Raw genomic sequence first — 23,739 nt, 5'->3', positions numbered from 1 at the left:
AACCAAATTTACAGTAGTAATTCTAACTCGTTCTATTTACTACATTTATTTCATAAATTATGGATAGAGTACAACAGCGAAGAGGGGGAGTGCGACATGATTTATCGCTTACTAGCTCTTAATATAGATGGGACACTACTATACAACAACGGAAAAATTGCTAAAGGGTTACGGGAGACAATTGACTTTGTGAAAAGAAAAGATGTATACGTTACATTATTTACGAATCGTAATTTTCAATCTGCTCATAAAATAGCGAAGGCGTTAAAATTAGATTCTATATTAGTTACACACGGTGGAGCTTTCATTTCAGCAACGTTAGATAAGCCGTTCGCTCAAAGGAGATTATCTGAAGAGAAAACCTTTAATATTGTGCAAGTGTTAGAGCATTTTGATTGTAATGTTCGCATTTCTCATGAAAGATATTCAATTGGGAATCGTGAGAGAAATACACCAAACTTAATTGCGCGTACTGTATTATCAAGCGCAGATCCATTATTTTATCCGGTTCAATTTGTAGATTCGCTAGGGGATGCACTGCGTGATCATCCAGTAGCTGCACCAAAAATTGATATCGTTTTCCATACGAAAGGTGAAAAAGAAAGAGGGATGAATACGTTAAGAAAGGCATTTCAAGATGTAGAGTACATCGAGTGTGATGCGAGGCATATAGAAATTCTCCCTCAAAATGTATCAAAACTACGCGGTTTACAATTACTTGGGGAGCATTTAAATATTAACCTTAGTGAAATGGTTGCGATTGGAGATAGCATAGAAGACTTAGAGGTAATTGAAAATGTTGGCCTTGGGGTAGCAATGGGGAACGCTCCTGTAGAGTTAAAGCAAGCCGCAGACTGGATTACACGTTCTAATACTGAGAACGGCGTAGAGTATATGATTAAAGAGCATTTTCGTAAGCAATTCCCGCTTCCTTTTTTAAAGAATCATAAACATACACCGAAACGATGAACAAAGAAACGTAGCATTTTCGCTACGTTTCTTTGTTTGTAAATATATATTTATAGGGAAATGAGAGTACCTAAATAGTGAATTGTGTGTTAAATCAATACAATTCACTTGATTACTTTAGCAAACTATTGTAGAGTGAAGGGTGTTGCCACGTAGTTCACCATGTGAAATATCCTTCGAGTTGTTTTAGCTCCTATATGTTTAGTTTCGTATTTTTTATTCAAGCACTATCCAAAAAATGATTTGTGATAAACTTAAAAATCTGTAGAGCATCTTCTTTTTATTTAAATGGATTGTTTTAAATTAATGTGAATAAGTTTTAGTACATATGAAATGTGCTTCTTTTGTTGTTTTAGGAAGTTTAAAAGGGGGAATGAATTTCTTGAGGAAATCATTTAGTCAAAAATTTAAAAAAATAAGTAGTAGTTTTATAGTTGTATTACTAATATGTATGAATTTTTTAATCCATTTACCAATTAAAGCAGAGGCAGCTACAACAGAATTAAAAGGTTTAGGCGATGTATCTTATTACAACGCCATCATTTTTGGAGATCATAGTGCAACGAGTGCGGATATTGAGGGTGCGATGGCTATTCAAAAAAATATGAATGCATCAAGTTATACAGTCTTAGCGGCTGCAACTGGAGCAAACAACTTAGCTGGAGCAACATGGAAAGATGAAGGATATCCATCATTATTACTAGGTGGTCAATTTACGAAAGCGGGAGCAGGACAAGTAATTATCCAAGATGGAACAGTGGCAATGACAAAAGATGGTGACCCAGAAGGCGCAATGAAATCATCATATGACCGTATCTCTTATAAAGAGCAAGCAGAGATTGATGCTAAATTTAAAGAATTTAGAAAAGACGTTGATGGTGTAATTGGGGATGCGGGTCAATTGCAAACTGATAAGCCAAAACTTAATATGAGCTTTGGAATCGGTGAAGATGTAAACAACCCTAATATTTACGTTTCTTCAGGCTTAACAGGAAAGAAAATATTTGATGTAAGAGATGTTTATCTTCCGAATGTAAATAACAAAGACTTTATTGTTATTTATTCAGACGCAGAAGAAGTGAATTTTGGTAGCGGTGCAATTTTGTACGATACGAGAAATACTGGGATGGCAACAGACTTAATTAATACATCTCAAGCATATGACCCTAATTCAGCTTTTACTGAGTTAGCTAGTAAAGTCATTTGGGTGTTCCCTAATGCTACAAAGATAACAACTAAAGGTTATGGTGTAGTAGGTAGTGTGTTTGCGCCTAATGCTGTTGTAGAGACAAAAGGTGGTTCTATTAACGGACAAGCCTATGTTGGAGGATTACACCAAAGAGATGGATTTGAGGTTCATAACTTTAAATTTAATTGGCCAAAGTGGAATAAGCCAGTAGTTGAAAAAGGAAACTTACAAATTAAAAAAGTTGATGCAAATGATGAAAATATTGTTTTAAAAGACGCAAAGTTTGATGTTATAGACAAAGATAATAATGTTGTGGCTACTGTTACAACGAATGAAAAGGGTATTGCTGAAGTCAAGGATTTACCACTTGGTGACTATTTTGTAAAAGAAATAAGTGCACCAGAAGGATATATAAAAGTTGATACACCAGTAAAAGTAACAATTGATAGTACAAACGTAATTAAAATTGTTATGAAGAATACGAAAAAAGTAGAGAATGGCCAATTTAAATTATTGAAAAAAGATAGTGAATCTGGTCAACTTCTACCAGGTGCAAAATTTGATGTTATAGATAAAGATGGAAATGTTGTTGAAACAATTATTACAGATGGTAAAGGTGCAGCTTTATCAAAACAACTTCCAGTTGGAACATATACATTAAAAGAAGTTGAAGCACCAAAAGGTTATGAACTATCATCTAGCTCAGTTCGTGTTGATGTAGAGGCTAATAAAGTAGTTACTGTAGATATGTTGAATAAAAAGATCGTTGAAAAAGTAACAGGTCAATTTGAAATCGTAAAAGTAGATGCGAAAGATAAAACAAAGCTATTATCAGATGCAGAGTTTGAAGTGTATAAAGATGGTGAAAAAGTAGATACATTACGAACAGATAAAACAGGTAAAGTAATCTCTAAGAAATTAGAACCAGGAAAATACACATTAAAAGAAACGAAAGCACCACAAGGATATAAATTACTAAAAGAAGAAATTGAAGTCGTTGTGGAAGCAAACAAAGTAGTACAAGTACAAGTAGAAAATGCGAAAGAACTAGGAAGCTTACAAGTAATCAAAAAGGATGCAGAGAGTGGAAAAGTTCTAGAAGGCGCGGAATTCAGACTAAAAAACGAAACTGGTCAAGTAGTTGGAGAAGCGAAAACAACGAATAAAGATGGTGTTGTGACATTCGAAAACTTAGTGCCAGGAAAGTACACGTTAGAAGAAACGAAAGCGCCGGAAGGCTACAAAGCGGTAGAATTAAAAGTGGAAGTAAATGTTGTAGCAAATGAAGTAGTAAAACAGGAAGTAATGAACGAAAAAGTTCTGGGTCAATTTGAAATCGTAAAAGTAGATGCGAAAGATAAAACAAAGCTATTATCAGATGCAGAGTTTACTGTGTATAAAGATGGTAAAAAGGTAGCAGAGTTGAAAACTAATGAGAGTGGAAAAGCGATGTCACCGAAATTACCATTAGGTGAATACACAGTGAAAGAAACGAAAGCACCAGCAGGTTACAAGATTTCAAATAAAGAATGGAAAGTAACAATTCAAAATGAGAAAGAAGTAGTAAAAGTAGAGGCAGAAAATGAAAAACTCTTGGGCTCTCTACAAATTATTAAAACAGATGACAAAGATCAAGCGAAACGTTTAGCAGGCGCAGTATTTACATTGAAAGATGCTAAAGGAAATGTTGTAAAAGAAAAAATTACAACAGATAAGTCTGGAACGGTTAAAGTAGAAGGACTAGTACCGGGTGAGTATACGTTAGAAGAAACAAAAGCACCAGAAGGTTATGAGTTAACAAAACAAGTAATTCATGTAACAGTAGACGGTGAAAAAGTTATTGATGTAAAAGTAACGAATAGTAAGAGCCTTGGTCAATTTGAAATCGTAAAAGTAGATGCAAACGATAAAACGAAGCTTTTATCAGACGCAGAATTTGAAGTGTATAAAGATGGTAAGAAAGTAGAGACGTTACAAACAGATAAAACAGGTAAAGTCATCTCTGGAAAATTAGAACCAGGAAAATACACGTTAAAAGAAACGAAAGCACCACAAGGATATAAATTACTAAAAGAAGAAATTGAAGTTACTGTTGAAGCGAACAGAGTAGTACCAGTAACAGTTAAAAATACGAAAGAACTAGGAAGCTTACAAGTAATCAAAAAGGATGCAGAGAGTGGAAAAGTTCTAGAAGATGCAGAATTTAAATTAAAGAATGAAAATGGTCAAGTAGTTGGAGAGGCGAAGACAACAAATAAAGATGGTGTTGTTACATTCGAAAACTTAGTGCCAGGAAAGTACACGTTAGAAGAAACGAAAGCGCCAGAAGGCTACAAAGCGGTAGAAGTTACAGTAAAAGTAAATGTTGTAGCAAATGAAGTAGCAAAACAAGAAGTATTGAATGAAAAAGTGAAAGAAAAAATTACAGGCCAAGTAGAAATTACAAAGATAGATGCTAATGATACAGATAAAACATTAGCGGGCGCAGTGTTTGAAATTTGGAAAGACGGAACAAAAATAGACACATTAACAACAAATAAAAACGGTAAAGCAATTTCTAAGAAGCTAGAACCAGGAGATTACATTTTAAAAGAAGTTCAGGCACCAGAAGGATATAAATTATCTGATAAGGAAACTAAATTTAAGATTTCTAATGAGAAAATAGAAGTTAGAAATCTTCAAATTACAAATGAAAAAGAAACAGGAAAAGGTCCAGAGAACCCAGGTGGAGAAACAGAAACACCAGGTGGAGAAACAGAAACACCAGGTGGAGAAACAGAAACACCAGGTGGAGAGACAGAAACACCAGGTGGAGAAACAGAAACACCAGGTGGAGAAACAGGAACACCAGGTGGAGAAACAGAAAAGCCAGGTGGAGAAACAGGAACACCAGGTGAAGGAACAGAAAAGCCAGGTGGAGAAACAGAAACTTCAAGTGAAGAAGTAGGAAAGCCTAACTTACCAGAAAAAGAACAAGGCGTTTCTAATAATCAAAAACTTCCAGCTACAGGGCATAATACGAATTACCTTCCATTTATAGGTGTAATTCTTATGTTATTAGGAATACGTTTAAGATTTATGATTAAAAATAGCTAATAGGTTTATAAAAGGCATAAGAGAAATGTTATTTCTTATGCCTTTAAGTTTTTAATAGAAGAAATAAGGTAAAACCTTCTGTATTGACCTGCAAACGCCCTTCAAGTAAACTAAAGAGAGTTTGCAAATGAAAAGGTGATAATGTTGTTAATTTCAATTAAAACGTTACAAGACGATCGTTTTTTACGTCCGCTACAAAATATTGGCGGTTTATTTTTTGAAGAGAGCACGATAGGGTTTGAGAAAGAAGAAGCAAATCTTATCGTTGATATACAGATAGAAGGTAATGTGACAGCATCGGCTCGTTTAACAGATGTTGCGACTGGAAATGTATATGAAGAAACATTCTCTAAAGATTTATCTGCTTTCACAGAAGAAAAAGAACGTATGAAGCAAGTGAAACATGTTGTTTCTTACGTATATCTTTCTGTACTTCAACAGCTAACTGGACTTGAACAGAGCTGGGGAATTTTAACAGGGGTACGCCCAACGAAGCTTCTTCACAAACTGCTTCAAAATGGTATGTCAAAAGAAGAAGCGCATAAAGAACTTCGTGAAAGTTATTTAATTCATGAAGAGAAAATTGAACTTCTTCAGCGTATTGTTGATTGCCAATTAGCGGTTGTTCCGGATTTATACCGTTTGAAAGAAGAAGTAAGTATTTACATCGGTATTCCGTTTTGTCCTACAAAATGTGCGTACTGTACGTTCCCGGCTTATGCAATTAACGGACGCCAAGGATCAGTTGATTCGTTCTTAGGCGGGTTACATTATGAAGTTCGTGAAATTGGTAAGTTTTTAAAAGAAAAAGGTGTTACAGTTACGACGATTTATTACGGCGGTGGTACACCGACGAGTATTACAGCAGAAGAGATGGATATGCTGTATGAAGAAATGTATCAAGCGTTCCCAGATGTAAAAGATGTACGTGAAGTAACGGTGGAGGCAGGTCGCCCAGATACGATCACACCAGCAAAGCTAGAAGTGTTAAATAAATGGAACATTGACCGTATTAGTATTAATCCGCAGTCATACCATCAAGAGACACTAAAGGCAATTGGACGTCATCACACTGTAGAAGAAACGATTGAGAAGTATCATTTAGCACGTGAAATGGGAATGAACAATATTAATATGGATTTAATTATTGGTCTTCCTGGTGAAGGATTAGACATCTTTAAGCATACGTTAGATGAAACAGAAAAGTTAATGCCAGAATCGTTAACAGTTCATACGTTATCATTTAAACGTGCTTCTGAAATGACGCAAAACAAACGTAAATATCAAGTAGCAGGTCGCGAAGAAATTACTGCGATGATGCATGAGGCGGAAGAGTGGACGAAGAACCATAATTACGTACCATACTATTTATATCGTCAAAAGAATATTTTAGGTAACTTAGAAAACGTTGGGTATGCAATCCCGACGCAAGAAAGTATCTACAATATTGTTATTATGGAAGAAGTACAATCGATTATCGGACTTGGTTGCGGCGCATCAAGTAAATTTGTTCACCCACAAACAGGAGCAATTACACACTTTGCGAATCCGAAAGATCCAAAATCATATAACGATGGCTTCGTGAAATATACAGAAGATAAACTGAAAATTTTAGAAGAGCTATTCGTTTAAGAAGAAGGGGGTTGTTCCGATTTGGAACAGCCTCTTTTTATATTGTCAGTTTTTGTCGGTAAGTCGATATATTCGAAAAATCGCTGATATAAATTGAGTTGCGTTCGATATATTTTAAAAATCGCCGATATATTTCAAGTTGCGTTCGATATATTCAAAAAATCGCCGATATAATTTCATTTACCATCAAACAGCCCTTTTTGTAAAACTATGTCGATAATAATCAGAAAAATTAGTCGTATTAATAGAGGACAATGTCTACTTATAGACGAAATGATAGATTTATGAAAGAGAAAAGGGGGAAATTGTTGGCATGTACATGACGATAGGGAGAATTTTTGATTTGGCAGTTGGCAAGTATCCGAATAAAGAGGCGTTAGTAGAACCAGAAAAAAATATTCGCTGGACATATAAACAGTGGGATGAGCAAATAAATAAAACAGCGCAAGCTCTATTGAAAGAAGGAGTAAGAAAGGGAGATTGTGTATCTGTTTACTTATATAACTGTCGTGAATTTGTAAACGTTTACTTAGCTTGTGCCAAAATTGGGGCGATATTTAACCCGATTAATTTCCGCTTAAAAGCAAAAGAATTATCGTATATCCTCCAAGATGCAGCATCGAAAGTAGTTGTCTTTGAAAAAGCAGTCGAATCAACAGTTGCTATGATTGAACGAGATTTTCCAAATTCGTCTTTTTGGTATGTAGAAGACGATGCACCTTCTTATGCTAGTTCTTACCATGAAAAAGTAAATGAAGCATCAGATGAAAAAGTAGATATTGTAGTCGATGAAATGGATTATTGCTCGATGCTTTATACGAGTGGTACGACGGGTCATCCGAAAGGCGTACTACATCGCCATCGTGATATGGCTGAGCATAGTATGATTTGTACGTATTTCATAAAATATAACAGGGATAGCGCCGGACTTGTGGTAGCACCTTTATATCATTGCGGCGAGTTAAATGCTGGAATCATACCGCGCATTCAAGTTGGTGGAAAGAATGTTATTTTACATCATTTTGATACGGATAGAGTATTACATACAATTCAAGAAGAGAAGATTACGACGTTTTTTGCAGCACCGACGATGTGGAATATGTTACTGCAAAAAGATCTAACTAAGTATGATTTAACTTCGATGAAGATTGGTGTATATGGCGGGGCTGCGATGGCTCCAGCGTTAGTGAAGGAATGTAAAGAGCGTCTTTATATTGATCTTGTCCAAATTTACGGAATGACAGAAATGGGACCGGTTGTTGCATTTCTCGTAGAGGAGGATCAAATTACGAAAGCTGGTTCAGCAGGAACACCGTGCTTTAGCCATGAAATTCGAATTGTTAAACCGAACGAAGATGGACCAGCAGAGCCAGATGATATGTTGCCTCCTTATGAAGTAGGAGAAATTATTTTGCGCGGCCCAACTATGATGGCTGGTTATCATAATCGAGAAGAAGCAAATGCAAAATCGATGTATAAAGGCTGGTATCATTCTGGTGATTTAGGCTACTTCGATAAAGACGGTTATTTATTCGTTGCAGACCGCGTTGATGATATGGTAATTAGTGGCGGCGTTAATATTTATCCTCGCGAAATTGAAGATTTCCTTCATAGTCACCCTGGTGTATTAGATGTTGCGGTACTTGGTGAGCCAGATGAACTATGGGGAGAGCGTGTCGTTGCGGTCGTTGTAAAGAAAGATGAAAATATTAAAGAAGCTGATTTAGAAATGTATTGCAAAGAAAGTGATGAATTAGCAGACTATAAACGTCCGCGTCATTACTTATTTGTGGATGAACTTCCGCGTAATGCGAGTGGGAAATTACAAAAATTTGTGCTGAGAGAGTCGTTGAAAGGCGTGAAGAAATAAAGAGTAAAGCAGTCGTCTATACAAATAAGGCTATCTTTCTTAATAAGGAAAGGTAGCCTTATTTTTTGAAAAATATTGAATGTGATATATAGAGTGATAAAAAATAGTATGTACCTTCTATTTATAATTACTTCCTATTATTATAGTAGAATATATTTTTACTTAATACTTTGATTTTAAAATCATATAATCCGTTTTAAATAGGTTGAGTTTTGAAATGGATGAGGAATATTAAAATAGTAAATATAGGTGTGTAATTTCGGAATATGTTCGTACTTCAGTACTAGTGGAAAAAGTTATTAGGAGAGAATGGTAATGGATAATATTTGAAAGAGAAAAATGGTCAGTCATCAGATGACTTTATGGATAAATTGGTCATTTAGTATATTTTGCTAGCATGAATATAGTAACAAATTAATATGTAAATAAACAGTCTTGTAATGCATTTTTATAAGTATTAGTATTTATTGTTGGCTGCCAAAACAAGAAGTAGAAAGGAACAATATGGTTAATGAATTGTGTTGTTTACTGCTTTGTTTTGCATGATTAAAGATAGTTTGATGCTGCAAATATTCTTTAGTTGTACCTTTTTTAAAGGTGGTTTAGGGTGGAAAGGATTTCACAATAAAAAAATGTGATAATTAAAGATGGAGGCATTATGAGTACATATTTAAAAAGAATATCTGTAATTTGTTTTATTTTTACTGTTATTATTGGACAAGTTTTTATGCCTATCATAGGGCATGCTCAAGAATTAAACACAACAGGATTTGTTGATAGTTTTGCATTCGACAAAACCGAATTACATTATGGAGAACGATCGGGAATAAGAGTAGATTTTAGTGATAAATCTGGAAATCAAATGAAGGCTGGAGATACGCTAACATTAACACTACCTGCAGAACTAACAGGGTATAGTAAAGTAATTGACTTGAAGAATGATGCGGGTGTTAGTTTTGGTACTTGCAAAGTAACAACAACTAATGTGGTATGTACATTTAATGATACGGTTGAGAAACTTCAAAACATTAGAGGCTATTTGTATTTTGAATTCAAAGCAACTAGTAATGTAGGAGTGAATCAAACGATACCGGTTGATACAAATTTAGGTACAAGTTTAGCAACTCAAAGAGTCACAATTAAAGGACCAACTGAGGGGACGGGTACAACAACATTTACTTACAAAACAGGTGGAATTTACCCAGAGGCTCCGAATGAAATCAAGTGGCAGCTGAATGTAAATACTACTGGTTCGGAACAGTTAAGTTCTGATGTTGTTTTGACTGATACTTTACGATCGGGTCAAACATTTAAGCTGGAAGACTTTACTATAATAGTTGGAGGTGAGGGTTTAACACCACAACAATTTAGGGATAAAGGCTATGGAACGATTACGTTTAACGGTAACTCTTTCGAGATTAGAGGTTATAAGGATTATGTAAGTGGGAAGTATTTCGGTATGCACTATAGCTCGGTTATAACTGATAGCGGAATGAACGAAGAATAATTGTATAATGATTATACAATTAATTATCAAATTCTAAATCAGCCACCGGTAACCGTTTCAAAGGAGTCAGGGGTTAAAAATATAAGCGCAGATGGTGGTGCGCAAGGTAATTTACCTCCTAAAGGAACGTTAAGAATTGTTAAGCATATTGAAGGAAACGAAGGAAAAGTGATCCCAGGTGTTTCTTTTGAATTGTATACAGAGTCAGGACAGAAAATTGGTAGTTCATATACAACAAATGAAGATGGAGTAGTTGAAGCTCCAAATCTTACTCCAGGTAATTATTATGTACAAGAAATTTCAGCACCGAATTATGTAGAGTTTGATTCAAAAGCAAAAATTCCTTTTACAATTAAGAAGGATGATGTAAACGGAGTAAAACTTATGATTCCAAATAAGTTAAAAACTACATCTGTTACAGGAACGAAAAAGTGGGAAGGTGACAAAGTAAACGATCGCCCGGAAACAATTAAAGTAGATTTATTACAAGGTGGTAAAGTAATTGCAACGAAAGAAGTTACGGCAACAAATGATTGGAAATATGAGTTTGAAAAGTTACCAGCAGTTGATACTGAAGGAAAAGCTTATAAGTATGAAGTGAAAGAACAACCAGTATCAGGATATCAATCGAAAGTTAACGGATATGATATTACAAATAGAAAGATACAGGAAGCAACAGAAGTAGAAGAGCAAGATAAAGAAGAAACAATAGAAGAACTGGAAGACCCAACTAAACCGGAAGAGCCAAAGGTGACAGAAGAGCCGAATGTACCAGATAAGCCAGAGGTAACAGACAAACCGGAAATCTGGGTAAAACCAGAGGAAGAACAAGTGGAAGTTGAAACAACAGAAGAGTTAAAAGAAGAAAAACCGGAAGAACCAAAGGTGACAGAAGAGCCGAATGTGCTAGAGAAGCCAGAGGTAACAGAAAAACCGGAAATCTTGGTAACACCAGAGGAAGAGCAAAATAAAGAAGAAACAACAGAAGAGTTAAAAGAAGAAAAACCGGAAGAACCAAAGGTGACAGAAGAACCGAATGTGTTAGAGAAGCCAGAGGTAACAGAAAAACCGGAGATTTTGGCAACACCAGAGGAAGAGCAAAATAAAGAAGAAACAACAGAAGAGTTAAAAGAAGAAAAACCGGAAGAACCAAAGGTGACAGAAGAACCGAATGTGTTAGAGAAGCCAGAGGTAACAGAAAAACCGGAGATTTTGGCAACACCAGAGGAAGAGCAAAATAAAGAAGAAACAACAGAAGAGTTAAAAGAAGAAAAACCGGAAGAACCAAAGGTGACAGAAGAACCGAATGTGTTAGAGAAGCCAGAGGTAACAGAAAAACCGGAAATCTTGGTAACACCAGAACAAGAAGAAAATAAAGAAGAAACAACAAAAGAAATCGAAGAGTCATTAAAACCGGAAACACCAAAGGTGACAGAGGAACCAACTGTATTAGAGAAGCCAGAGGTAACAGACAAATCGGAAATCTTGGTAACACCAGAGGAAGAAGAGAATAAAGAAGAAACAACAAAAGAAATCGAAGAGTCATTAAAACCGGAAACACCAAAGGTGACAGAGGAACCAACTGTATTAGAGAAGCCAGAGGTAAAAGAGCAACCGAAAGTATCAAACAAACAAGATGTACAAGGTAAAGTAGAAGTGCAAAACAAACAAGATGTACAAGGTAAAGTAGAAGTACAAAGCAAACAAGAGGTACAAAATAAATCTGAAGTACCATCTAGTAAAGAAAATAATAAGCAATCAAAGTTACTTCCTCAAACAGGGGGAGCATCAACTGAATCTACTTCTATTATGGCAGGTATGTTCGCATTAATTTTTGGAGCGATGTTGTTTAGACGTAAAAAAAATTAATGAGCGTGAGAGTTAGTTCGGAAACAAAATGTGTGTAAAAAGGCGGAGACTAGGGGTCTCCGCCTTTTTATTATTTTTGTGCGTAGCTAAGTGGGATGCTACTTATTGATGAAATAATTATTGTTTTAGTTTATCCCGCATTAACGGGCAGTAAAACTCCCACCTCAAAATTCAGCTGGAGCAAAGAAGTTAGGTGGGAGTGGGGCTGCCCGTAAACGCCCGATTGGTGAAGGCTAATAATCAGTGGGGGATGGACAAAACCCCACTGATTAAAGTTTCACTTTATACGTTTTAAAATCACATGCTTTATTTTTTTGCGAAATCGGGTGATTAGCGTAATGATAATAATACCGAAGATAATTTTCCAAATGTGTTGTTCAAGTACGATGAATATATCTTCTAAGTTTTCCCCTAACCAGTAACCACCGATTAAGAAGATTGATACCCAAAATAGGGCGCCTGAATAAATTGTCATCGCAAAGCGGCGAAACGGTAAGTTGATAATTCCTGCAAAGTATCCTGTGAAGTGGCGGACGCCTGGAATGAAAAAGGCGATAAAGATTAGAAAATATCCGTATTTATCAAACCACATTTTCGTTAAATTAATTTTTCGTTCTGTTAAAAATACATATTTCCCGTATTTCTGAATGAAAGGCATGCCCAGTTTATTTCCTAAAAAGTATTGGAATGTCATACCTACACTTGTCCCGATAAAGGATAAAATGATTAAAATAGGTAAGCTTAAATCACCTTGATGCGATAAAAATCCTGCATAGGCTAATGTGGGCTCCCCTGGAAACGGAAGAGCAATATATTCTAAAAGTAATCCAATAAGTACTACATAATACCCATATTGCTGAAATAATTCGTGAATCCATTCCATATTGTGCGCTCCTTTTTACATTGAAGTTGTTACACATCTTCCTCTTTCTCGCACTGATCGAACTGAAACAATAGTAGTAGTAGAGTTTGGCTGGAGGATTTAAGCTAGTATGATTTTTTGACAACGACTCGCTTCATTTATGATCATACTTAATATAGCTCTTTGCTAATTAGCAAAGAGCATTGAAGTGTAAATGTTACTATTAGTTAAAGTTATAGCGGTACAAAAATACGTTGAAAGCTTCTTCTGTTGGTCCAAAATTAACTGCTTTTTCTTGTATACGTTGGAAGTTTTGCCTGTCATAAAATTCATAGTTACATTCATTATCTGTATATAAATATAAAGATGTTACATCTTCTTTTGTCATGTATTGGAATAAATGATTTAATAAAGATTTCCCAACTCCAAGACCTCTAGATTCTTCGGATACGATGAATAATTGTATACAGCCTTGAAAATGATCTTCTTTTCCTTGAATTAGTTCTTTATATGTTTTTTGAACTTTTATAAATGCTTTTAAAAACCCTCTATTCTCTTTATTAGTCATGAATAGTTTCAGCGTGTTAAAGGCAAAGCTAACAGTATTATGGAATCTCTTTAAACGGTTTTTATCTTTTTCGGAATCGCCTAAAATGACACCGATAATTTTATTATCTTTTTCAGCTACCTTACTAAAGGAACTGTCTAAAATGCAACTGTGTAGGTAGAAGTTTAATAGTGAATTTAAAAATTTTTTATCTGTAATGAATTTATTAAATCCAAATGCCTCACCAATTAAATGTTTTATAGGCTCATAGTCTTCCTTAACAAGACTTCTATATTTTACTGTGTTCATAATTGTATACTCCCTTTATCAATGTAAATGACTTATTATAAATAGTAAGGTCTCCTCTAAGGGGAGAGTCAATAGTTGTGTGAGAAAAAATATGAGGGAAGAGATTCAAATGAAAAAAATATTTTCTATTGGAGAAGTTGCAAAAATAAAGGATATAACGATAAAGGCGTTAAGGTACTATCATAAGATGGGAATTCTTATTCCAAAACATATTGATGAATCAACAGGATATAGATATTATTCTATAGATCAATTCATTCACATTGATATTATAAAAAGCTGTAGAGAGTTGAACACCAGTATAGTAGAACTCCAAGAGATTTTTAAGGAATGTGATACGGATAAATTACTGCAATTTTTACAATTAAAGAGGGCGGAAGCGGAAGAGCATATAAAGAAAATGAAAGAGGTAATTGAAACAATTGATGGGTTAAATGAGAAAGTAGGGAGTTCACAGGAAATATTAAAAAGTGATGAAGTGTGTGTTCAGTTCTTTGAACAGCGTTATGTCATTGTGGCGCCTTGTAAAGAAGTGGGGAGTTTACAAGAGTTACTGTATTATTCTAATTTAGAGAAAATCATTCAAGAGTATGAAGATAAGATGTCAATGGAAATGGGTATTCTATACAATGTCAATGAAAAGTGGGATGTCGAGCCAAAGTATGTTTTTAATAAGGTGCAAGATCATGTACATATGGAAGAGATGCAAAATATAAAAGTATTACCGGGCGGGAAATATGTAACATTAGCGTATAGTAAAGAAAATGAAGAAGAACGTCGAAATACCATAATTAAATATATAAAAGAAAACAATATAGAAGTAGAGAGTTTTATTGAAGTAGAGTTAGTTAATGATTTTTTTAATACGGAGTCTTATAGTTGTCAAATTCAAATTTTTATAGGGGATAGTGAGAATAAGAAGTTTTGATTCCATAATTTTTTGGAGGGGACTGTCCCAAAAGCTTAACTTTAAAATGGAGTTATGCTTTTATTGGGTAAAATTGCAACATAAATCTCATTATATCGGCTTAACTACAAAATACGACAATGATAGCCTACCTATTGATAAAAAGAGGGCCGTCCCCCAAAAAAATGGGACGGCCTCATGAGTAGTAAGGAACGTATTATTTACGTGAGAAACCTTCTTCATCAAGGTATTCCGCAGCTTCTGGATAAGAGTTGAATGTACCGTCTAAGTTTACGCCAGCGTAAACGTTCCACATGTCATCCTCTGAGATAAGAGTAAGGATATGACCATCTTCGTTACGCCATTCTTCTTCGGCAGCAGGTTCCATTGGTGCTACAATTTCCTCTTGCTCTTGTGATAGACGTTCAATTACTTTTTCAATTAATGAACGCAGTTCTTCTTCTGAAAACTCACGGATGTTAATCATACCTTTATCATCTGTTCTATAACCTTTAATGAAGTATGCATATACAAATCCGTTTCCATTTGGGTGTAAATGATATACAACGTTCTTTTTATCTAAACGACTTTCTTCAAAGTGAAAGTTTACGCGTTTTAATGATACGTTCTTTCTTTCTAATTCCGGGAAAGATTCAATAATTGATAATTTTTCTTCAAAAGTTAGCATAGTGCCTCCAAGTATATAGTAAAAGATTTAATTTGTTTATTATAGCATAGTCAAGTTTGTTTCCAAAGGTAGATTCGTCATATTGCTGTTTTTTAGTTTGATTTGGGAAGGCTATTTGTAAATGTAGACGTTTACTTCACGAGACTGTAAAGAGTTTTTTATAAATACGCTAACGAATGATTTGTTTTAGATGTACAATGGAACGTGGACTTTATCCAGATTGGTGCGGGCTAATAATCAGTGGGGGATGAACAAAACCCCCACTGATTAAAGTTTCACTTTATACGAAGGTGGTTATTTATATGTTTCAAAAAATAGCAAAGGAATGTTTAGCAGGGTTTACTGTTGCGATTGTTGCTTTGCCGCTAGCAATTGCATTTGGTATTGCCGCAACGGGAACGTCAGAGGGAGCATTGGTCGGATTGTATGGTGCGATTTTTGCAGGTTTGTTTGCGGCGTTATTTGGCGGTACACCAGGGCAAGTAACAGGTCCTACTGGGCCGATTACAGTTATTGCAACAGGCGTTATTGCAACTCACGGATTAGAAGCAAGTTTTATTGTATTTATGATGGCGGGGTTATTTCAAATCTTATTTGGTGTATGTAAGCTCGGCTCTTACGTTCGTTACATTCCATATCCTGTTGTTTCAGGATTTATGAACGGAATTGCACTGATTATTATTTTAGGTGAAATGAAGCACGTACAAAATAGCTTTCTACTTGTGTTATTAACTATCATTGTAATGATTGTTTCTGGAAAATGGATTAAGGCCATTCCATCAAGTTTAGTAGCATTAGTAGGTGTTACAGTAACGTTGCCGTTATTTTCTTCTATGCTACAAGGAATTACAGTAAACTTACCAGTTGTAGGAACTCTTTCTTTAAATAAGATGATTGAAAAGATTGGTGCAATTCCAGAGGCGGTGCCATCTCTTCACGTACCGGCTTTAGACGCAAATGGCATGTTAGCACTTGTATTACCAGCACTTAGTATTGCTTTACTAGGATCAATTGATTCATTATTAACGTCTGTCGTAATGGATAATGTGACGGGGACACGTCATAAAAGTAATAAAGAGTTAATCGGACAAGGTATTGGTAATATTGCGAGCGGTTTATTCGGCGGATTAGCAGGAGCAGGTGCAACTGTTAGATCTATCGTCAATATAAGAAGCGGGGGGAAGACGGCACTTTCAGCTTGTATGCATAGTGTCATCTTATTTATTTTCATTATGGGACTCGGTTCAGTCGTACAATATATTCCGCTTGCTGTTTTATCAGGTATTTTAATTTTAACTGGCATCGGGATGTTTGATTGGGAAAGCATGAAGAAAGCGCATGTAGCACCGAGAGGTGATACGATTGTTATGTTCGTGACAATGTTTGTGACAGTGAAATTCGATTTAATGGTTGCTGTTGCGTTTGGCATTATTCTTTCCTTCATTATATACATGGTGAAGTGTAAAGAACGTAAAGCTTCTATTATAAAAGAAAAAGAAGCGACGTATACGATTCAGGGACCACTTTCATTTCTATCAGTAGATCGTATTTTTGCTTCTTTACAAGATGTGAAGTCACCAGTTAGTTTGCGTATGAAAGATGTACGTTATATGGATGTATCAGGAGCTATGGCGTTATTAAACTTTGTTGAGCAATCGGATAAAGCAGGAGCGAGTGTGACACTTGAACATGTACATCCGCATATTGAAAAGACGATAGTGATGATGGCGAATGATGAGCAAAAAGAGAAATTACAGTTTTTGAAAGCTGAGACAATATAGGAATAGGAACCTTCACATGAATTGTATTGTAGAGTGTGAGGGTTCTTTTTATTTGGATATGTGTTGTTTATGTGAGAAACCCTTATATCTGGATGTTGTAAATCTGTTGAGCATCAATTACATCATCTAACTTCAAATTATATTCACGCGTTGAGAAATGGCTACCTTCACAAATTAATTGTGTACGGTTAACGAAATCATAAACTTAAGAAGGTTGAATAAGCCCTATTTCGTCTGATTTTTCAACCTTCTCAACTTCCTCTTGAAAAGGGAAATTTAAGAATTATTTTACTTAATTTAGCGTGTTGCAAACAATCCTCTTACTGACAAGAGCTACAGTATATTACAGGTTTATCTTGAATAAGTAAAAGTAGTAAATTTAAGGGAAAACAGGATGGGAATAATCTTATTTTGTACATATTATATTTGGAACGAGAGTATTCAATATATCAGAAATTTGGTATGATAACTAAATAAAATAGAGTGAAGTTTCTCTAGATTGAGCAAGAATACTGACTTGATATTTATTTAGATCATATTTGAAAGAAAAGAGATAGAAGATGAATAAAAAGTTTGTAAAAGGCGCTGCAATTTTAACCATTACAACGTTCCTATCGAAAGTGGTGGGGAGTTTTTTTCAAATTCCATTGCAAAATATAGCGGGAGATGAAGTACTTGGGATTTTTCGCCTCGTTTTTCCTGTATATATGATAGCCTTAACTTTATCAGTAGCGGGGGTTCCGCTAGCAATATCCCAGCTAATTGCTGAACTTCATGAAAAAAATGATCGTGACGGAATAGCGAAATTGTTTACGTCTGCATCTATTATAGGTGTTATATTTGGGGTGCTCGGATTTTTAATTATTATCATTGGATCGAGTAGCATTGCAAATATGCTTGGTGGACAAGAGACGAGGCTACCATTAATTGTTACTTCGTTTGCTTTATTAATCGCACCGTATATGGCAGTATACCGTGGATATTTCCAAGGGTTTGGAGATATGATACCTACTGGTGTATCGCAAGTAATTGAACAGTTGATTCGCGTGTTCTTTATGCTAACAATTGCTTATATATTTGTATATTGGAATAAAAGTAGTGATATCATAACAGGTGGAGCGATGATTGGTTCTTGCTTTGGTGTTATTACGTCACTCATATATTTGCGAATGAAATATGTGAAAAGCACGTATCGCTATAAGAGTGAAACATATTCATTACAAGACTTTAAGAAAAACGCGAAAAGCATACTCCGTGTTTCAGTTCCTATTGCAATCGGAGCGTTATCGATGCCTGTTTTAAATTTAGTTGATTCTGTAACAATTCCACATGTATTACATGAATCTTTTACAACGATTCAGGAACAATTTGGTATATATAGCCGTGGTTTTGCATTTACGCAATTAATTGTTGTATTTGCAAGTGCGATAGTATTTCCGTTAATTCCATTATTAACAGCGGCTTTAACAAAAAAAGATATAGCTTTAGCTAAACTGACAGTAAAACGTACAAATGAGTTTGCGCACGTTTTAACAATGCCGATAACGATATGGCTTATGGCGCTTGCAGTACCGCTTAATGTTGCATTATTTACAGATACAAAAGGAAGTGGCATGTTAGCTATTTTAATTGGTAGCTCGTATTTCACATCACTTATGGTATTATCAATAGGAATCTTGCAAGGGATTAATCGTTCGATGCAAGCAGCATGGATTGTCATCGGTGCAAGCTTTGTAAAAATTATATTAAATATAGCGCTAGTAAACCAATTCGGTATAAATGGAGCAGCGTATAGTACTCTAATTATTTATATAATGATTTGTATCGCAAATCATATTTATATTAGAAAAGATCTTTCCTACCCAATAGCTATAGGGAAATTTTTGGCTGTGATTGGAGTATCTAGTATTTTAGGTATAGCATTATACTTTGTGTCCACATTAATCAATGTGACAGATTCCAGGATTTTAGCAATGATATATAGTGCTGTAGCGCTAAGTGTAGCTTCAGTGTTATATGGCATATGTGCACTGAAACTAAACTGGATATCGAAAGAACAAATTCCATTTTTACGTAAATAAAATCGTTTATTATAGAAGATGAACCATATTATAAATGGGTATGACTTGTTAGATGTTTGTGAAAGAAATCAATTTGAAGTTATCAAACCTTTCTCGGCAAGGAGTGGATAACAATTTGTTTAATTACAAAAAGAGTTGATTGCGAAATGTTGGAGGAGATTAAGAGTGCGGTTAGTTTTATCAGGATATTATGGTTTTTATAATGTTGGGGACGAAGCAATTTTGCAATCAATTATTAAAGCGCTACATGAAGAGGATCCTACTCTTGAGCTTGTTGTACTTTCAAATGACCCCGACTATACAAGGAAAATGTACGGTGTAGAAGCAGTAAATCGCTGGGATATAAGAGCGATTTACCGAGAAATAAAGAGAAGTAATGGTTTAATTAGCGGAGGCGGAAGTCTCTTGCAAGATAAGACGAGTATAAGAAGTATTCTATATTATACAGGTATTATGCGGTTGGCTCTTTTGTTGAAAAAGCCGTATTATATTTATGCCCAAGGAATCGGGCCTATTACGAAGAAGCAAAATCGTTTATTGGTGAAATGGCATATATCAAAGGCTGAATATATATCAGTGCGCGATGAAGACTCTTTTTTGTACTTAAAAGAAATTGGTATTAAGAAAGACATCGAACTTGTTCCAGATCCAGTATTAGCTTGTATGCCAGAAAAAAAGAAGACCAATTGGCTGCAAAAACATTCTTTACAAGGGAAAGTTGTTGCGGTTAGTGTACGGTACTGGGATGCAAAAGAAGATTATATGAAGAAGTTAGCAGGCACGCTAAAAAGACTTAAGCAAGAGGGATATCATATTTTATTTGTACCGATGCATGGTCCATTTGATCAAAATGCATCAAGGGAAATCATTAATTTGATGGGAGAAGAAGCACATATGCTCCCTTATAAAATGGATATTCATGAAAAAATCTCTATTTTATCAGAATGCTCCTTGCTAATCGGAATGAGACTCCATGCTCTTATATTAGCGGCAGTTGCTAATACTCCTATGATTGGCATTTCATATGATCCAAAGATCGATTCGTTTGTACAACAAGTAAACCAACCAAGTATTGGGAGTGTAGATGGAGGCTGGACGCCAGGGACACTATATAGCATGGCAATAAACCAAATAGAACAAAAAGAATATATGCAAGAAACTTTAGGGCAAAGGGTAGAGGAATTACGAGAACAAATTTCAAGAGCATCCAAATATATTATTAGTGACTTACATGCAAAAGAGTCTATAAAAAGAGGGATGTAATCTTAGTTTTAGAGAGGTAGAGGGGAATTTCCTAGCTCGTTCTCCTTTTTGTAGTTGAAGGTAGTGATAAAAAAGAGAAGGTACAAGTGAAATAATAACAATGTCGAAACCCATAATAGTTTAATTTATTATTTCTCACAAATAGTGGAATAAATAAGAAGAAGCCTCTTGTAAATTGTTTACAAGAGGCTTCTTTTATTTCTTAAACTTAAACATTTCACCACTCAAATTCGAATCACTATATACAAACAATACCATGTTAATATTGTTGTCTTTAATGTATTGATATACATCCTTTTCGTGATAGTGACGGAGGTCGAGGATGGATGTGTGTTTAAAGCTTTGTGCTAAGTGAGGCACGATTGCGTTTGCGAATGAATCTTTTAGGACTAAAGCTCGTACATCATTTGGCGCATTGTTATTTTCGATGACGATTTCTGGATAGTCGTTTGTGTAATAACCTGCGTATGATGTTGTATCATTTTGTTTTTCTACGCCATATAATTCATCCAATGTGCGATATACAGTGCCGTTTACATCTTTTGCGGCTACGCTTGTAAAGTTGAAACCGTCTTTCGGTGTGTAGTAGCATAGTTTTTCACCAGTTGCATCGATCAGTTGGTATAGCTGATTGTTAAAGCTTCCGACTAGATGTTTATTTGGAGCGCACGTACGAGTATAATCTTCTTTTTTTATTTCTTTTCCTTTATATATAGAAGATTGTTGCGCGATTGTGTTCATTATATATTGATAGCCTAAGAAGGCACCATCCATATTCCAGTGATGGTCTGTTTTGAAGTACATACTTTGTATTTCTTCATTTGTATAGTTTTTCTTGAAATGTTCCATGAGTTTAATTGGCGTTACGTCCGCAGGAAGTTTATTAAGAAAATAATTTAAATTTTCCTGTGCATATGTGTGAATATGAGAAGGTAATTTAAATGATAATGCATTCGTTTTGGACGGTGGTAAAGCAAAGTAAAACTCAATATTTTGTTCTTTTAAAAACTGAGATAAGTCGTTTACAGCTGGCATAGCTTGGTCAATCTCATTATATTTTGTAGTCCAAGCAGGGTTTTTTAGAAGCCATTTATCATCAGTTAGAATAATATCGTTAATGAGAGACTTGCCCATTTTAATTTGGGTAAGTGTATAGTTTTTTATGAGATCATCTCTTCCGATTAATTGATCGTTTGTATATGTCTCAAAGTCTTTAAAGAAACTACCATTTAAGGCAGCTTCTTTTGTAAGAGCTGGTTCTTGAGCGAGCGGACGATTTTCAACGGGCGAAACTGCTCGGTCAGTTTTGAGAAGCGATAATATGCCAAATGAAAAGATAATGGTGAGAAAACCGATAAATAGGACGATGTTCCCCAATTTTTTCATAATAACTTTTCCTTCCTACATAAAGTGAAACTTTAATCAGTGGGGGTTTTGTTCATCCCCCACTGATTATTAGTTGAACCAATCGGGCTTTTACGGGCAGCCCGCCCCCCACCTAACTTCTTTGCTTTCGCTGAATTTTGAGGTGGGGGTCTTACTGCCCGGCGAATAGCGGGATAAGTTAAAACCTGAAGTAAATAAATGGATTATACGTCGAATTAATTAAATACATAATCGAAACCATAAATAATGTTAGTAATAATATAGGACGTACAACTTGCATCGTGAATATATACGTTTTGGGTGCAAGTTCTAATATGTTTTTAACACGTTTCAAAATTGGTGTCGCTGCGATAAAGGCAATGATAAATATGACAATGTATTCATGTATATATAGCATTGTGTTGTCATCGATGAAAGATTGCCTCTCTATGCCAAACATCGCTTTTAAATATTGGAACGAGTAGGCGAAGTTATCAGCTCGGAAGAAGACCCAACCGATCATAACGATGATTAGTACATATGCATGTTGCAGCGGCCTCCATAGCTTATTTAATATTTTCTCAAATCCAGCTTTTTCAATGGAAATAATAAAGCCGTAATATAATCCCCAGGCGATAAATGTCCAGCTTGCCCCGTGCCATAAACCGGTTAATCCCCATACGATGAAGAGGTTACGGTAATTTGCTAGTTTGGATACACGGTTTCCGCCGAGCGGAATGTATATATAGTCGCGGAACCAAGAGCCTAGTGTAATATGCCATCTTCTCCAAAATTCTGAAATGGATTTCGAGATGTACGGATAATTGAAGTTTTTCGGGAAATCAAATCCGAACATTTTTCCAAGTCCAATTGCCATATCAGAGTATCCAGAGAAATCGAAATAAATTTGAAGCGTATAGGCGATAATACCAATCCAAGCCGTTGCAGCGCTCATTTCAGACGGTGGTAAGGCAAAGATTTTATCTGCGACAAATCCAACTTGATTGGCGATTAATAGTTTTTTCGCTAGTCCTAAAACGAAAATTTGGATACCTTCTGTAAATCGTTCAAAAGAATGGATGCGCGTTTTAATTTGCTCAGCAACGATATTGTAACGAACGATTGGTCCGGCAATAAGCTGCGGGAAAATTGATATATATAACGCTAAGTTAAGTGGATTTTTTTGAACTGCGCCATCTCTACGGTATATATCGATGACGTATGACATCGCTTGGAACGTATAGAATGAAATTCCAATCGGAAGTGGAATGGGTTCCACATGAATAGATAAATGCAAAGTTTGATTTAAAATATCTGTGAAAAAGGAAATATATTTAAAATAAGAAAGTAATAAAATATTCCCGACCACAGCCATAATTAAAAATGTGACTTTCATATTTTTTCGTTTATCATAATGATGCACGAGTAGGCCGAAGCAGTAGTTTAATATAATAGAAAAGAGCATTAAGAGGACGAATCGAGGTTCTCCCCATGCATAGAAAATTAAACTAAATGCAAGTAATACGAAATTACGTAGCTCGGCACGCACTATAAAATAGAAAAATAATACGAGAGGTAAAAAGATAAATAAGAAAACAGAACTACTAAATACCAAAGGACTCTCCTCACTTTTTTCAAAATACATTTCGTGCAAAAAACCGACATTTCTATTATATATTTTTTTATATAAAAGCGCCTTTAATATTTTATCATGTTAATAATTCGTTTAAAATGATTATTATATATAATAGAAGAAAAGGGGAGCGGAATCCTTTTGACACTCACTATTTGGATAAGATAAGAT

Annotated in this window: 15 protein-coding genes; 10 read left to right on the top strand and 5 right to left on the bottom strand. The window is 35.2% G+C overall.

The window, feature by feature from the left end; translation table 11 throughout:
• The first annotated feature begins 96 nt into the window (after nt 1-96).
• From MKX77_RS19795 to MKX77_RS19770, 6 genes are all read left to right on the top strand, one after another.
• Nucleotides 97-969, top strand: coding sequence for a Cof-type HAD-IIB family hydrolase (locus tag MKX77_RS19795; RefSeq protein WP_215555374.1), 873 nt, complete (start codon nt 97-99; stop codon nt 967-969).
• Nucleotides 970-1,351: 382 nt separating this feature from the next.
• Entirely contained in the window at nt 1,352-5,254 is a 3,903-nt protein-coding gene (locus tag MKX77_RS19790) for an MSCRAMM family protein (RefSeq protein ID WP_341307573.1), read from the top strand.
• Between the two features lie 141 nt (nt 5,255-5,395).
• Nucleotides 5,396-6,886, top strand: a complete 1,491-nt coding sequence (locus tag MKX77_RS19785) for a coproporphyrinogen III oxidase (protein WP_341307572.1) — start codon at nt 5,396-5,398, stop codon at nt 6,884-6,886.
• Nucleotides 6,887-7,199: 313 nt separating this feature from the next.
• The gene (locus MKX77_RS19780) at nt 7,200-8,756 is read left to right on the top strand and encodes a fatty acid--CoA ligase (protein WP_341307571.1); all 1,557 of its coding nucleotides are present in this window, start codon (nt 7,200-7,202) and stop codon (nt 8,754-8,756) included.
• 658 nt (nt 8,757-9,414) lie between these two features.
• On the top strand, nt 9,415-10,263 hold the full coding sequence (locus MKX77_RS19775) for an Ig-like domain-containing protein (RefSeq protein WP_341307570.1): 849 nt from the start codon (nt 9,415-9,417) through the stop codon (nt 10,261-10,263).
• Nucleotides 10,264-12,132 (top strand): Cna B-type domain-containing protein, encoded by a 1,869-nt coding sequence (locus tag MKX77_RS19770; protein ID WP_341307569.1) that lies wholly within the window; start codon nt 10,264-10,266, stop codon nt 12,130-12,132.
• A gap of 277 nt (nt 12,133-12,409) precedes the next feature.
• Here MKX77_RS19770 and MKX77_RS19765 read toward each other — a convergent pair whose 3' ends face one another.
• Both MKX77_RS19765 and MKX77_RS19760 read right to left on the bottom strand, forming a co-directional pair.
• A complete protein-coding gene (locus MKX77_RS19765) occupies nt 12,410-13,015 on the bottom strand; it encodes a DedA family protein (RefSeq protein WP_341307568.1) in 606 nt (201 codons plus the stop codon).
• A gap of 202 nt (nt 13,016-13,217) precedes the next feature.
• Nucleotides 13,218-13,850: a GNAT family N-acetyltransferase gene (locus tag MKX77_RS19760; RefSeq protein ID WP_341307567.1), complete on the bottom strand. Its 633-nt coding sequence runs from the start codon at nt 13,848-13,850 to the stop codon at nt 13,218-13,220.
• A gap of 79 nt (nt 13,851-13,929) precedes the next feature.
• Here MKX77_RS19760 and MKX77_RS19755 point away from each other — a divergent pair, with 79 nt between their 5' ends.
• Complete coding sequence (locus MKX77_RS19755) at nt 13,930-14,778, top strand: MerR family transcriptional regulator (protein ID WP_341307566.1); 849 nt, start codon at nt 13,930-13,932, stop codon at nt 14,776-14,778.
• A gap of 196 nt (nt 14,779-14,974) precedes the next feature.
• Here MKX77_RS19755 and MKX77_RS19750 read toward each other — a convergent pair whose 3' ends face one another.
• Entirely contained in the window at nt 14,975-15,445 is a 471-nt protein-coding gene (locus MKX77_RS19750) for a hypothetical protein (RefSeq protein ID WP_341307565.1), read from the bottom strand.
• A 302-nt stretch (nt 15,446-15,747) separates the two neighbouring features.
• Between MKX77_RS19750 and MKX77_RS19745 the strand changes: the two genes are divergently transcribed.
• The 3 genes from MKX77_RS19745 to csaB all read left to right on the top strand — a co-directional run bounded on the left by MKX77_RS19745 (nt 15,748) and on the right by csaB (nt 20,570).
• Nucleotides 15,748-17,226 carry a SulP family inorganic anion transporter gene (locus MKX77_RS19745; RefSeq protein WP_341307564.1) on the top strand — a complete coding sequence of 493 codons (1,479 nt, stop codon included), beginning with the start codon at nt 15,748-15,750 and terminating at the stop codon, nt 17,224-17,226.
• Between the two features lie 560 nt (nt 17,227-17,786).
• Nucleotides 17,787-19,307: a putative polysaccharide biosynthesis protein gene (locus MKX77_RS19740; protein WP_341307563.1), complete on the top strand. Its 1,521-nt coding sequence runs from the start codon at nt 17,787-17,789 to the stop codon at nt 19,305-19,307.
• Between the two features lie 165 nt (nt 19,308-19,472).
• Nucleotides 19,473-20,570: a polysaccharide pyruvyl transferase CsaB gene (csaB, locus tag MKX77_RS19735; protein WP_215555381.1), complete on the top strand. Its 1,098-nt coding sequence runs from the start codon at nt 19,473-19,475 to the stop codon at nt 20,568-20,570.
• Nucleotides 20,571-20,765: 195 nt separating this feature from the next.
• Here the strand turns inward: csaB and patB1 are convergent, their stop codons facing one another.
• Entirely contained in the window at nt 20,766-21,956 is a 1,191-nt protein-coding gene (patB1, locus tag MKX77_RS19730) for a secondary cell wall polysaccharide O-acetyltransferase PatB1 (RefSeq protein WP_341307562.1), read from the bottom strand.
• Between the two features lie 178 nt (nt 21,957-22,134).
• On the bottom strand, nt 22,135-23,550 hold the full coding sequence (locus MKX77_RS19725) for an MBOAT family O-acyltransferase (RefSeq protein WP_341307561.1): 1,416 nt from the start codon (nt 23,548-23,550) through the stop codon (nt 22,135-22,137).
• Nucleotides 23,551-23,739: the final 189 nt, after the last annotated feature.

Source organism: Bacillus sp. FSL R9-9410 (assembly GCF_038050385.1).
Classification (GTDB): domain Bacteria; phylum Bacillota; class Bacilli; order Bacillales; family Bacillaceae_G; genus Bacillus_A; species Bacillus_A cereus_U.
This window is presented reverse-complemented; position numbering and strand designations above follow the sequence as displayed.